The 13,144-nt window shown below is 41.9% G+C and carries 11 protein-coding genes; 1 reads left to right on the top strand and 10 read right to left on the bottom strand.

Features of this window, described 5'->3' with window-relative positions; translation table 11 throughout:
- Window positions 1–97 precede the first annotated feature (97 nt).
- The 4 genes from parC to parE all read right to left on the bottom strand — a co-directional run bounded on the left by parC (window position 98) and on the right by parE (window position 6,461).
- A complete protein-coding gene (gene parC / locus M1F65_RS01840; RefSeq protein WP_247925353.1) occupies window positions 98–2,578 on the bottom strand; it encodes a DNA topoisomerase IV subunit A in 2,481 nt (826 codons plus the stop codon).
- A gap of 242 nt (window positions 2,579–2,820) precedes the next feature.
- A complete protein-coding gene (locus M1F65_RS01835) occupies window positions 2,821–3,639 on the bottom strand; it encodes an aminoglycoside 6-adenylyltransferase (protein WP_042902167.1) in 819 nt (272 codons plus the stop codon).
- 87 nt (window positions 3,640–3,726) lie between these two features.
- Entirely contained in the window at window positions 3,727–4,518 is a 792-nt protein-coding gene (locus M1F65_RS01830; protein WP_247925352.1) for a tryptophan--tRNA ligase, read from the bottom strand.
- Window positions 4,518–6,461 carry a DNA topoisomerase IV subunit B gene (gene parE, locus M1F65_RS01825; RefSeq protein ID WP_000037294.1) on the bottom strand — a complete coding sequence of 648 codons (1,944 nt, stop codon included), beginning with the start codon at window positions 6,459–6,461 and terminating at the stop codon, window positions 4,518–4,520. The genes M1F65_RS01830 and parE overlap by 1 nt, the downstream gene beginning before the upstream one ends.
- A gap of 135 nt (window positions 6,462–6,596) precedes the next feature.
- Between parE and plsY the strand changes: the two genes are divergently transcribed.
- Window positions 6,597–7,238 carry a glycerol-3-phosphate 1-O-acyltransferase PlsY gene (gene plsY, locus M1F65_RS01820; protein ID WP_049550356.1) on the top strand — a complete coding sequence of 214 codons (642 nt, stop codon included), beginning with the start codon at window positions 6,597–6,599 and terminating at the stop codon, window positions 7,236–7,238.
- A 34-nt stretch (window positions 7,239–7,272) separates the two neighbouring features.
- Here plsY and M1F65_RS01815 read toward each other — a convergent pair whose 3' ends face one another.
- The 6 genes from M1F65_RS01815 to deoC form a co-directional block, all read right to left on the bottom strand.
- Window positions 7,273–8,229, bottom strand: coding sequence for an ABC transporter permease (locus tag M1F65_RS01815; protein ID WP_000029130.1), 957 nt, complete (start codon window positions 8,227–8,229; stop codon window positions 7,273–7,275).
- 2 nt (window positions 8,230–8,231) lie between these two features.
- Window positions 8,232–9,290, bottom strand: a complete 1,059-nt coding sequence (locus M1F65_RS01810) for an ABC transporter permease (protein ID WP_000038688.1) — start codon at window positions 9,288–9,290, stop codon at window positions 8,232–8,234.
- Window positions 9,283–10,818, bottom strand: a complete 1,536-nt coding sequence (locus tag M1F65_RS01805) for an ABC transporter ATP-binding protein (RefSeq protein WP_000929834.1) — start codon at window positions 10,816–10,818, stop codon at window positions 9,283–9,285. The genes M1F65_RS01810 and M1F65_RS01805 overlap by 8 nt, the downstream gene beginning before the upstream one ends.
- Before the next feature lie 136 nt (window positions 10,819–10,954).
- Complete coding sequence (locus M1F65_RS01800; protein ID WP_001036150.1) at window positions 10,955–12,010, bottom strand: BMP family lipoprotein; 1,056 nt, start codon at window positions 12,008–12,010, stop codon at window positions 10,955–10,957.
- Between the two features lie 90 nt (window positions 12,011–12,100).
- Window positions 12,101–12,490 (bottom strand): cytidine deaminase, encoded by a 390-nt coding sequence (locus M1F65_RS01795; protein WP_000246111.1) that lies wholly within the window; start codon window positions 12,488–12,490, stop codon window positions 12,101–12,103.
- Complete coding sequence (deoC, locus tag M1F65_RS01790; RefSeq protein ID WP_042769003.1) at window positions 12,477–13,139, bottom strand: deoxyribose-phosphate aldolase; 663 nt, start codon at window positions 13,137–13,139, stop codon at window positions 12,477–12,479. The genes M1F65_RS01795 and deoC overlap by 14 nt, the downstream gene beginning before the upstream one ends.
- Window positions 13,140–13,144: the final 5 nt, after the last annotated feature.

Genomic DNA, 13,144 nt, shown 5'->3' with positions numbered 1-13,144 from the left:
TCTATTCTACACTTTTCTAGTAAAATTTCAAGTATTATTTGTAATTTTCTGAAAATTTTTTCAACATAAAGAAATCAGCCCTCTGGACTGATTCTTTTTACGAATTTGTTTTGTCCTCTTTAAAGACTTCTTTGAGGTAAGCATCGAAAACTTCCTCATCTGAAATGGTGTCTGAAATAAAGCTTCCATTGCTAGTACGTTCTGACAAGTTGAGGTCTTGCAATCGACTCTCATAGATTGTTCCCTTGTTAGATTGGACAAGTAACGTTTGGTCATTTTCTTCTACTTCTGTACTAAAAAGATCACCAACGAAACCTTGCTCTGCAACTGCTCCAGCCAAGAAAACTCGGTGCGGTTTGTTTTTCAACTCACGCAAGACTTGTAGGCCTCGTTTGGCACGGCTGGTCGCTGGAATTTCCTCAATGGAAACGCGTTTCAAGCTTCCACGTTGGGTCAAGAGGTAGAAGGATGAAGTGTTACAGATAAAGGCTGCCTGAAGCGCATCATCTGCTTTCAGGTTCATAGCCTTGACACCTGCAGCCTTGGCACCAACAACCGGAACCTCTTCGATATTGAAACGAAGGGCGTAACCGTTTTGACTAATCAAGAGTACATCATCAAGTCTAATCGGAGCCACTGCTACAATCTGGTCTGTCTCGTCTTTGAGCTTAGCATACTTAACAGACTTAGACTTGTAGGTCCGCCATGGAGAGAATTCTTTGCATTCTACGCGTTTGATTTGACCAAGGCGAGTTGCTGCAAAGTAGGTAGTTGCATCATCAAACTGATCCACGACTTCTGCATAGAGAATTTCTTCGTTCGTTTCAAAGTTTGTAATCGTTTGGCTCAGATGCTCTCCGATATCCTTCCAGCGAATATCTGCCAATTCATGGATTGGTCGATAAATGACATTCCCAAAAGTTGTGAACATCAAGAGGTGCTGGGTTGTCTTGGCAGTTTGTACAAAGATCAAACGATCATCATCACGTTTGCCAATTTCTTCCAGCGTAGAAGCCGCAAAGGAACGTGGGCTAGTACGCTTGATGTAACCAGCCTTGGTCACGCTGACATAGGTATCTTCCTCGGCAATCAAACTAGCTGTGTCAATCTCGATTACTTTTGCAGTATCTTCCAAAGTACTCAAACGTGGAGTCGCAAATTTCTTCTTGACCTCACGAAGCTCTTTCTTCATGAGATTGTACATGGTCCGTTCATCACCGATAATGGCCGCAAGCATGGCAATTTTTTCACGAAGCTCTGCTTCTTCTTCCTGCAAGACAACCACGTCTGTATTGGTCAAACGATACAGTTGCAAGGTTACGATAGCCTCAGCCTGCTCTTCTGTAAACTCATAGCTGACCTTGAGATTTTCTTTAGCGTCAGCCTTATTCTCAGAAGCACGGATAAGGGCAATGACTTCGTCCAAAATCGAAATCACGCGAATTAAACCTTCAACGATATGGAGACGTTTTTCAGCCTTTTCCTTGTCAAACCGTGAACGCGCCAAGATGACTTCGCGACGGTGGGCAATGTAGCTAGACAAGATTGGCACAATCCCAACCTGACGGGGAGTGAAATTGTCAATCGCTACCATGTTGAAGTTGTAGTTGATTTGCAGGTCTGTGTACTTGAAGAGATAGTTAAGAACCAGCTCGGTATTAGCATCTTTCTTGAGTTCAATAGCAATACGAAGACCATCACGGTCAGACTCATCACGAACCTCAGCGATCCCTGCCACCTTGTTATTGACACGAACATCATCGATTTTCTTGACCAGATTGGCCTTATTGATTTCATAAGGAATTTCAGTGATAACGATTTGTTCCTTACCACCTTTTAGCTTTTCAATCTCCGTCTTAGATCGAACAACTACGCGCCCTTTCCCGGTTTTATAGGCCTTCTTGATTTCATCACGTCCTTGGATGATAGCCCCTGTAGGGAAGTCTGGCCCAGGCAAGAATTCCATGAGTTTGTCCACCTTGGCTGTTGGGTGGTCAATCATGTAAACCGTCGCATCAATAACCTCAGCTAAATTATGGGGAGGAATGTCTGTAGCATAACCAGCCGAAATCCCAGTCGAACCATTGACCAAGAGGTTTGGAAATGCTGCTGGCAAAACCGTCGGTTCTTTCTCGGTATCGTCAAAGTTCCAAGCAAAGGGAACTGTCTTCTTTTCGATATCTTGAAGAAGATAACCAGCAATCTCAGACAAACGAGCCTCGGTATAACGCATAGCCGCAGGCGGATCTCCGTCCATAGAACCGTTATTACCGTGCATTTCAACTAGAATCTCACGATTTTTCCAATCCTGAGACATACGGACCATAGCATCATAGATGGAGCTGTCACCGTGTGGGTGGAAATTCCCCATGATGTTACCGACAGACTTGGCAGACTTACGGTAGCTCTTGTCAAAAGTATTGCCATCCTTATTCATCGAATAAAGAATACGACGTTGCACAGGCTTCAATCCATCACGAATGTCTGGCAAAGCCCGGTCTTGAATGATGTACTTGGAGTAGCGACCAAAGCGCTCTCCCATGATGTCCTCCAGGGACATGTTTTGAATGTTAGACATAGGATACTAAGCCCGTAAAATGCAAAGTAAAAATAGGAAATTCTTAAAGCGAGCGATGCTCGTAAGAGAATTTATCTTTTTCACACAGCATTTAGGGCGTGTTCAACTCCTTTCAAAGAATGTAGAGTAGGTTTTTATAAAATAAAGGATATTTACTGGAAATTAGTCCCGTGTTCAGTTACATTCAGTAACCAAAAGACCCTTTCTGTAGTTTAATCTTTAAAATTAGATTCTTTATTTAGTTAACGATTAAGAAGTCTCTCCTCAGCATACTCAATCATCTTCTCAGCTACTTCCATATCATAGCCAAATCCCATCTTTTGAGCAAGAATTTGAGCTTCTCTGTGGAAGAGATTCATTGTGGAGAGTAGGGATTGAGTGATTTTCTCTACACTTGAAAAATCAAGGAGAGCAGAGAATTCCTTCTCCTTCTCTGCAGGTAAATACTGAAAAAGATACTTGTAGTTCTTGCCGATATCGACTGTTCCATTATCACTTGCAACCTGCCAAGCCAAGACCTTCAAGAGTTCTTGTTGGCAAATCTCGTAGAGATGGTCGGTCGCATAGATGACTTGCTTGCGACAGATTCCCTTGACCACATAGGCTGATACCCACCAAAATTCATTGCAGGCTTTTTCGAAATCTGTCTGACTAGCTGGATTCGTCCAGTAACGCTGAGGATTTGGAGAATAAGGCGAAAATAAGCCCTTAGGGTCCTCTAGCACCGTGAAATCCGCTTCGCTTTCTACCCACTCCTTGATATACTCTTTAGGACATAGAGTCAAATCAATACGGTTGCCATCTTCAAAGAGCATGAGATAGAGACGACGGTTGCCTAGGATATTATGCTGCTCAATGATACGAGCGCCAAACTGGTCCAACCAAGCAAGGTCACTCGTCAGATTATCTAAATCGTCCACGACATAAACAACATCATAGTCTTGAAACTCATCTGTTTGAACCTTTTGGTTTGTACGTGAACCAGATAGTGCCACGGCTTCGACTTTTAGAGTTTTTGCGGTTTGTAAAATTAAATCAAGCATTTCGGGTTCAGTTCTCATGTTAACACCTGTTCTTTATTTGATATTGCTGTCTATTAGCGTACTATTTCTCAAGTTAAATTAGTTAATCAATTATAACAGATTTAGCTATCCTTCTCTCAAAGTTTTTAATTTCGACAAAATTCTAGATTCATCCATGCTTAAAATAACAAATAAAGTCGAAGTATAGATGTCATCGTACCATTGTTCCAGTTCATCATCAGCCAAATCAAGATGATATTGATTTGAATTATTGTGCCTTAAACCAAAATTATTATACATTTCAAAAAGTTTTTCAAACGCGATAACCTTTTGATTGTTAACTTTCAAAATATCTTTTAATTCTTCAGAATTATTTAATTCTCTCCTAAACGGTTCAAGGTAGTTCGCTAAAGCAATAAGTATTTCTTTCTTACGCTGAACATCTCCTTTATTTGCAAAATGATTATATTCTAAAACCTTTATCGCATCTTGAATACTCGTTTCAGATACAATCTGAGAAACTTCTGAGGCATAAACATTCTTTTCAACGATGATTTGACGACCACTTTCTAAAGTAAGAAACTCATTATTCGATAAATCTAGAACTCTGTTGATATTTTCTCTAACAGCATACACATCATCCCTTAATAAGGGATGATTCGGGTTTATAATCGACAACATATCATTTAAAAGCTCAGTAAAAATAAAAAGTTTTTCTAATTCATTATCCGCTTGAGATAAGCAAAACTTTAAGAACTCATCAAAATCTATAAAAGTTCTGCGATTTTGATAATTAAGAAATTTATGATTTAGTTCCTCTAACAATCTATTCGATAACAAAATATAGAGATTATCAAATTCCGTGCTCGGGTTAAAATTCATACCATCTAAGATTTCAAAATAATTTTTTCTAACCATCAGAAAACAGTACTCTCCTCCAAGGTAAACTTGACATTATCCTCAATCCATTTACGGCGTGGTTCGACCTTATCTCCCATAAGGACATTGACGCGACGTTCAGCGCGTGCTAGGTCTTCAATCGTGACACGGATGAGGGTACGCGTTTCTGGGTTCATGGTTGTTTCCCAGAGTTGGTCTGCATTCATCTCACCAAGACCTTTATAGCGTTGGAGCGTAGCGCCTTTACCGAACTGCTTGCGAAGTTCTTCTAACTCACCATCCGTCCAAGCATAGGCCACTTCTTCTTTCTTGCCTTTGCCTTTGGACATCTTGTAAAGTGGAGGAAGGGCGATATAGACATGGCCTGCCTCAACTAGCGGACGCATATAACGGTAGAAGAATGTTAAAAGAAGAGTTTGGATATGGGCACCGTCGGTGTCGGCATCGGTCATGATAATAATCTTGTCATAGTTGGCATCTTCAAGTGAGAAATCTGCTCCAACACCAGCACCGATGGTATAAATCATGGTATTGATTTCTTCATTTTTGAGGATATCCGCCATCTTAGCCTTGGCTGTATTGATAACCTTGCCACGAAGAGGCAAGATAGCTTGGAATTTACGGTCACGACCTTGCTTGGCAGAACCACCGGCAGAATCTCCTTCGACTAGGTAGAGTTCATTCTTTGCAGGGTTTTTAGACTGGGCTGGAGTCAATTTACCAGAAAGCAAGCCCTTGTCTTTTTTATTTTTCTTACCATTTCGGCTCTCATCACGCGCTTTGCGAGCTGCCTCACGAGCATCACGCGCCTTGATAGCCTTGCGAATGAGATTGGAAGCCAATTCTCCATTTTCCATAAGGAAGAAGGTCAACTTATCAGCCACAATTCCATCCACAACCGGACGAGCTAGTGGACTCCCCAGTTTATCCTTGGTCTGACCCTCAAACTGGAGGTGTTCTTCAGGAACGAGAATAGAAAGAACGGCTGCTAGTCCCTCGCGGTAGTCTGACCCTTCAAGGTTTTTATCTTTTTCCTTGAGAAGTCCTGTCTTGCGCGCATAGTCATTCATAACCTTGGTAATGGCAGACTTGAGTCCTGTCTCATGTGTTCCACCATCTTTCGTACGAACGTTATTGACAAAGGATAGAATGTTATCTGAAAATCCATCATTGTACTGGAGGGCAATCTCCACTTGGAAACCATTGTCTTCGCCTTCAAAGTATAGGACTGGCGTCAAGGTTTCCTTGTCTTCATTGAGGTAAGAAACAAAGTCTTGTACCCCGTTCTCATAATGGAATTCGATTGCTTCATCTGTTCGCTTATCTGTTAAAGACAAGGTCACATTTTTTAAGAGAAAGGCTGACTCATTGAGTCGTTCTGAAATGGTATTGTATTTGAAGTCAGTCGTAGAGAAAATCGTCGCGTCAGGCATGAAAGTGACTTTGGTACCGGTCTTAGACTTGGGTGCTGTACCAATTTTCTTCAAGGTTGTGACGGGTTTCCCGCCATTTTCAAAACGTTGCTTGTAGACTGTACCGTCACGGGTAATTTCAACTTCCAACCAACTTGAGAGGGCATTAACAACCGAAGAACCGACTCCGTGAAGACCTCCAGATGTCTTATAGCCACCTTGACCGAATTTCCCTCCAGCGTGGAGAATGGTAAAGATAACTTCAACAGTTGGAATTCCCATGGCGTGCATTCCCGTTGGCATCCCACGTCCGTGGTCTTGAACCGTTAAACTCCCGTCTTTATTGATGGTCACATCAATGCGATCACCAAATCCAGACAAGGCTTCATCGACTGCATTGTCCACTATTTCCCAGACCAAATGATGGAGACCTGCTCCGTCGGTCGATCCAATGTACATCCCTGGACGTTTACGGACCGCATCCAACCCTTCTAGCACCTGAATGGCGTCATCATTGTAGTTATTAATATTGATTTCCTTTTTTGACACAAGGAACCTCCTATTTGTTCATCTTTTCTATTTTACAGGTTTTCTAGCGATTTTGCAAAGCTTTTCCCTTTCAGCTGTCACAATTTCACAGGATATTCTCTGACTTTCTATACCATTTCATGGTATAATAGTACTATGATGACATTTGTATTATTAATTTTAGCTTATCTGCTAGGTTCGATTCCGTCTGGTCTTTGGATTGGACAAATCTTCTTTCAAACAAATCTGCGTGAACATGGTTCTGGAAACACCGGAACAACCAATACTTTCCGAATTTTAGGTAAGAAAGCGGGTATGGCAACCTTTGTGATTGATTTCTTTAAAGGAACCTTGGCCACTCTCCTTCCAATCCTTTTCCACCTTCAAGGTGTATCACCTCTTGTCTTTGGTCTTTTGGCCGTAATTGGACATACCTTTCCTATCTTTGCAGAATTTAAAGGTGGCAAGGCTGTCGCAACCAGTGCTGGAGTGATTTTCGGATTTGCGCCTGTTTTCTGTTTTTATCTAGCAATCGTATTCTTTGGAAGCCTCTATCTAGGTAGTATGATTTCACTATCAAGCGTTACTGCTTCTATTGCAGCCGTTATCGGAGTTCTCCTATTTCCACTATTTGGATTTATCCTGAGTAGCTATGACCCTCTCTTCATTCTGATTATCCTAGCACTTGCTAGCTTGATTATCATTCGTCACAAGGATAATATCATACGTATCAAAAATAAAACTGAAAATCTTGTCCCTTGGGGATTGAACCTAACCCATCAAAATCCTAATAAATAAAACGCCAGTTTGAAACTGGCGTTTTTTTGTATGCTTATTTTGACTTGATGTAGTTGATCCCATCTGCCTTAGGCGCAACTGCTTTTCCAAAGAAGGCTGCCAAGACAAGAATGGTCAAGACATAAGGCGCGATTTGAAGGTAAACCGCTGGAACTCCTTGTAGGAAAGGTAATTGAGAACCGATAACTGCCAAACTTTGTGAAAGTCCAAAGAAAAGACTAGAAAGCATAGCACCAATTGGGTTCCATTTACCAAAGATCATCGCAGCAAGGGCGATAAATCCAGGACCGATAATAGTTGTCACTGAGAAGTTAACTGAAATGGATTGAGCATAAATTGCTCCCCCAATTCCACCTAGGAATCCTGAAATAATAACCCCAAGATATCGCATCTTGTAGACATTGATCCCCAAGGTATCCGCTGCCTGAGGGTGTTCACCAACAGAGCGAAGGCGAAGACCAAAACGTGTCTTAAAGAGAATAAACCATGCAAGGAATGAGAAGGCAATCGCGATATAACCTAGCAAACTTGTTGACTTGAAGAAGATATCTCCAATCACAGGGATATCAGCCAAAACTGGGAAATCAAAACGTCCGAAAGTCTGGCTTAAGTTATCCGTTTGCCCTTTGTTATAAAGAACTTTAACCAAGAAAACTGCTAGGGCAGGAGCCATCAAGTTCAATACTGTACCACTGACAACATGGTCTGCACGGAAATGAACTGTAGCGACGGCATGGATGAGGGAGAAAATAGCTCCCACGATACCAGCAACTAACAAGGAAATCCAAGGAGTCGCCGCTCCAAGTTGTTCTGCAAACTCAAGGTTAAAGACAACCCCAGAAAAGGCTCCCATAACCATAATTCCTTCAAGACCGACGTTAACGACACCACCACGTTCAGAGAAGACTCCTCCAATACTCGTAAAAATAAGTGGTGCTGAGTAAATCAGCATAGAAGAGACCAAGAGGGTGAGTAATGTTGTAATAGACATCCTTACTTACCTCCTTTAACTTGTTTTTTAGGTTTGACAAAGCGTTCGATAATGTAGTGAACGCTGACAAAGAAGATAATAGACGCTGTTACAATGCTAACAAGCTCAGACGGAACTTGCGCTGCGTTCATACCCGGTGCTCCTACTTGCAAAACTCCAAATAAGAAAGCTGCAAAGAGAATTCCAATTGGTGAATTTCCAGCAAGCAAACTAACTGCCATCCCGTTAAATCCGATAGCTAATGATGATCCCTGAACGTAAACGTTTTGGAAGGTTCCAAGACCTTCTACCGCCCCACCAAGACCAGCCAAGGCACCAGAGATAATCATTGATAGAATGATTGTACGTTTTGCTGAAATACCAGCGTACTCTGAAGCATGGGGATTAAGACCAACTGCACGAATTTCAAAACCGAGAGTCGTTTTCTTGAGCAAGAACCAAATCACAGCTACAGCAATGATTGCAAAGAAGATTCCAATATTCATACGGGAATTTCCAGTCAACTCTGATAACCATGGTGTCTGGTAAGTAGCATTGGCACTAACACGAATCGTTGAGTCTGTACTTTGCATAATATCTTTCGGAAAGGCATGAATAAAGGCATTTCCCACATACAATACAATGTAGTTCATCATGATGGTCACGATAACCTCTGACGTACCGAGATAGGCTCTGAGGATACCTGGAATCGCACCAACAATTCCACCTGCGATCAAAGCAATGATCACTGTCAATGGAATCAAAACGAGACGAGGCATATCTGGATTTGACAAGGCAAACCAACCACTGAGAATCCAGCCTGCAAGTGCTTGACCAGGAAGTCCAACGTTAAAGAAACCTGCTCGACTGGCAACTGCGAAACCAAGACCTATCAAGACAAGAGGACCCATGGCACGGAAAATTTCACCAACTCCACGAAGACTACCGAAAGCTGTATAGAACAACTCCTCATAACCCCAGATAGCATCATATCCGAAGATCCACATGACAATGGCTCCGAGCAAGATTCCTAAGAATACGGAAATCAAGGGAACCGAAATTTGTTGTAATTTTTTAGACATCACTCTTCTCCTTTCCCAAGTTTCCACCTGCCATCAAGACACCAAGTTCTTGTTTGTTAGTTGTTTCTGGCGATACAATACCTTGAATTTTACCATCGTGAATAACAGCAATTCGGTCTGAGACATTTAAAATCTCATCCAATTCAAAGCTGACAACAAGGACAGCCTTCCCATTATCACGCTCTTCAATCAAACGTTTGTGGATATATTCAATGGCACCGACATCCAAACCACGAGTTGGCTGGCTGACGATAAGGAGATCAGGATCTCGATCAATCTCACGAGCGATAATCGCTTTTTGTTGATTTCCTCCTGAAAGAGCTGCCGCTGGAACAAATTCGCTTGCCGCACGGACGTCAAATTCTTCCATCAATTTCTTGGCATGTGAAGTGATATTGGCATAGTTCAAGATGCCATTTTTGCTGAGTGGTTCTTTGTAGTAGGTTTGAAGAGCGATATTTTCTGAAATCATCATCTCCAAAATCAAGCCATCACGGTGACGGTCCTCAGGAACGTGCCCCACGCTTAGTTCTGTAATTTGTCGAGGATGCATCCCCACGATTGATTTGCCTTTTAATTCAACGCTACCTGACTCAACCTTACGAAGACCAGTAATGGCTTGAATGAGTTCAGACTGACCATTGCCATCAATACCTGCAATACCAACAATTTCACCAGCACGAACATCCAAAGAAAGATTCTTCACAGCTGGTACACCGCGGTTTTCATTGACAACCAAGTCTTTGATAGACAAGACCACTTCTTTGGGTTGTGGTGCTTGTTTTTCCGTTTTAAAGGAGACTGAGCGTCCAACCATCATTTCTGCCAAGTCCGCATTTGTTGCCCCTGCGATTTCAACTGTCTGGATTGATTTCCCACGACGGATAACCGTCACTCGATTCGATACCGCACGAATCTCATCCAGTTTATGGGTAATCAAAATAATGGACTTCCCTTCTTTGACAAGGTTTTTCATGATTGCCATCAACTCATCAATCTCTGAAGGAGTCAATACGGCTGTAGGTTCGTCAAAGATAAGGATATCAGCACCACGATAGAGTGTTTTCAAGATCTCTACACGTTGTTGGGCACCAACGGAAATATCCGCCACCTTAGCAGCTGGATCTACTGCCAAACCATAACGTTCAGAAAGAGCCTTGATTTCTTTAGTAGCACCAGCTATATCTAGAACACCATTTTTAGTGATTTCACTCCCTAAAATGATATTCTCAGCTACTGTAAAAGCCTCAACCAACATAAAATGTTGGTGAACCATCCCAATTCCAAGACCAGCGGCTTTAGATGGTGAGTCTAGTTTTACAACTTGACCATTCACCACAATTTCACCGCTCGTTGGTTCAAGAAGTCCTGCCAGCATATTCATCAGAGTGGATTTACCCGCTCCATTTTCTCCTAAAAGTGCATGGATTTCACCTTTTCGCAGTTGCAAGTTGATTTTGTCGTTTGCTACAAATTCACCAAACACCTTGGTAATATCCCGCATCTCAATGACATTTTCGTGTGCCATATGCTCTTCCTTTCAGAGGTTTATTTTATTTCAATAAAACCTGCTAATCACATTAACAAGCTCTATTGAGACAAAAATTGCCTCAATTCTTAAAGAAGCGACCAATGGCCGCTTCCTAAGAAATGACTTTTATCCATTATTTTTCAGGAACTTTTACGCTTCCGTCAAGGATTTTAGCTTTTGCATCTTCAACAGCTTTTTTACCTTCTTCTGAAAGGTTTGTTACTGCTAGCTCAACCCCTTTATCTTTCAATGAGTAAACAATCACTTGTCCACCAGGGAATTCACCTTTTTCTGTTTTGTTGGCAATATCTTTTACAGTTGTACCAACTTGTTTCAATGTAGATACAAGAACGAAGTTAGATTCTTTACCATCTTTAGAAGTGTATTTACCTTCTGCTGCTTGGTCACGGTCTACACCGATAACCCAAACTTTTTCGTTTTCATTTTTGTTTTCGTTCAATGATTTTGCTTCAGCAAAGACACCAGCACCTGTACCACCAGCTGCTTGGTAGACAACGTCTGCACCGGCAGCATATTGAGCTGCTGCAATTGTTTTACCTTTGGCAGCATCACCAAATGAACCAGCATAGTCAACTTGGACTTTGATAGATGGGTCTACTGATTCAACACCAGCTTTGAATCCAGCTGCAAAACGTGAAATAACTTCAGATTCAATACCACCTACAAAACCAACTTGTTTTGTTTTCGTAGTTTTCGCTGCTGCAACACCAGCAAGGTAAGCTGCTTCATTATCTGCAAATCTTACGCTCGCAACATTCTTTTGACCTTCAATCACATCATCAATCAAGACATAGTTTAGGTCAGAGTGGTCTTTTGCTGCTTCCTCAACTGCATTGTGAAGGGCAAAACCAACACCGAAGATCAGGTTGTAACTTCCAGCCGCTTGTTGCAAGTTGTTAGCATAGTCTGCTTCGCTTGTTGATTGGAAGTAAGTATAACCTTTATCTTTAGAAAGATTGTGTTCTTTACCCCAGTCTTGCAAACCTTCCCAAGCTGATTGGTTAAATGATTTATCATCAACACCACCAGTATCTGTTACGATTGCTGCTTTGGTCTTCATTTCTGATGAAGATGAAGCTGCGTTACGAGAAGAGCGGTTACCACATGCAGCAAGTCCAACTGCTGCTACTGCAACTAGACCAAGGCCTAGCCATTGTTTCTTGTTCATTACTGAACCTCCTAAATAAGATGTGCAACGATGTTGCAAGTATGGATTGTTTGGTCACACAGACCACAGCCACTATAAGAGTGGCCCAGACTAATTTAAGTCTGTAAATGAGTATGGAAGTAACTCCCCGACCGTCATCTCGACCGTCGATTTATCTTTAGCGACTAAAGTCACTTTTAGATCTTGTTCAAAAAATTCAACCATGACCTGGCGACAAGCACCACATGGCGAGATGGGTTTTTCAGTTTGTCCGTAGACAATCAACTCTGAAAACTCCCGTTGCCCTTCCGAAACTGCTTTAAAAATAGCAGTACGCTCTCCACAATTAGTCAAGGGATAGCTAGCATTCTCGATGTTTACACCCGTATAAATACTACCATCCTTGGCTACTAAAACAGCTCCGATAGGAAAGTGAGAATAGGGGACATAGGCTTGTTTGCTGGTTTCAATTGCTAGTTCAATCAACTCAGTAGTCGCCATCTGCTAATTCTCCTTTTAAGATTGTTACACCAGCAGATGTTCCGATACGGGTAGCGCCTGCTTCCACAAAAGCGACAGCATCTGCATATGAACGAGCTCCACCAGCCGCCTTAACTCCCATATCTGGTCCGACTGTTTTACGCATCAACTGAACATCCTCAATAGTGGCACCACCAGTTGAAAATCCAGTTGATGTTTTGACAAAGTCAGCGCCTGCTTTCTGGGATAATTGGCAGGCCACAACCTTTTCATCGTCTGTCAACAAGCAAGCTTCAATAATGACCTTCACCAACTTGTCACCACTTGCTTCTACGACAGCACGGATGTCCGATTCAACTAAATCCAGATTGCCTGATTTGAGGGCACCAACATTGATAACCATATCAATCTCATCTGCACCGTTTTGGACAGCTTCTTTTGTTTCAAAAGCTTTCACAGCTGAAGTTGTTGCTCCCAAAGGAAAACCTACTACTGTACAAACCTTTACATCTGAGCCTTCAAGCCCTGTTTTCGCATGTTTAACCCATGTAGGATTAACACAAACGCTGGCAAAGTCATACTCACGCGCTTCAGATAGCAAACGATCAATTTGTTCTTGGCTTGCATCTTGCTTTAAAAGCGTATGATCGATATATTTATTTAATTTCATATTCG

Origin of the sequence: Streptococcus oralis (assembly GCF_023109195.1) — a bacterium.
Taxonomy (GTDB): Bacteria; Bacillota; Bacilli; order Lactobacillales; family Streptococcaceae; genus Streptococcus; species Streptococcus oralis_BV.
Note: the sequence above shows the minus strand (reverse complement) of the source record. Positions and strands in the feature narration are given on the sequence as shown.

Bases quoted from the DNA above. Each gene is read 5' to 3' on its own strand.
- parC (WP_247925353.1), bottom strand. From the start codon at position 2,578: ATGTCTAACATTCAAAACATGTCCCTGGAGGACATCATGGGAGAGCGC.
- M1F65_RS01835 (WP_042902167.1), bottom strand. From the start codon at position 3,639: ATGAGAACTGAACCCGAAATGCTTGATTTAATTTTACAAACCGCAAAA.
- M1F65_RS01830 (WP_247925352.1), bottom strand. From the start codon at position 4,518: ATGGTTAGAAAAAATTATTTTGAAATCTTAGATGGTATGAATTTTAAC.
- plsY (WP_049550356.1), top strand. From the start codon at position 6,597: ATGATGACATTTGTATTATTAATTTTAGCTTATCTGCTAGGTTCGATT.
- M1F65_RS01815 (WP_000029130.1), bottom strand. From the start codon at position 8,229: ATGTCTATTACAACATTACTCACCCTCTTGGTCTCTTCTATGCTGATT.
- M1F65_RS01810 (WP_000038688.1), bottom strand. From the start codon at position 9,290: ATGTCTAAAAAATTACAACAAATTTCGGTTCCCTTGATTTCCGTATTC.
- M1F65_RS01805 (WP_000929834.1), bottom strand. From the start codon at position 10,818: ATGGCACACGAAAATGTCATTGAGATGCGGGATATTACCAAGGTGTTT.
- M1F65_RS01800 (WP_001036150.1), bottom strand. From the start codon at position 12,010: ATGAACAAGAAACAATGGCTAGGCCTTGGTCTAGTTGCAGTAGCAGCA.
- M1F65_RS01795 (WP_000246111.1), bottom strand. From the start codon at position 12,490: ATGGCGACTACTGAGTTGATTGAACTAGCAATTGAAACCAGCAAACAA.
- deoC (WP_042769003.1), bottom strand. From the start codon at position 13,139: ATGAAATTAAATAAATATATCGATCATACGCTTTTAAAGCAAGATGCA.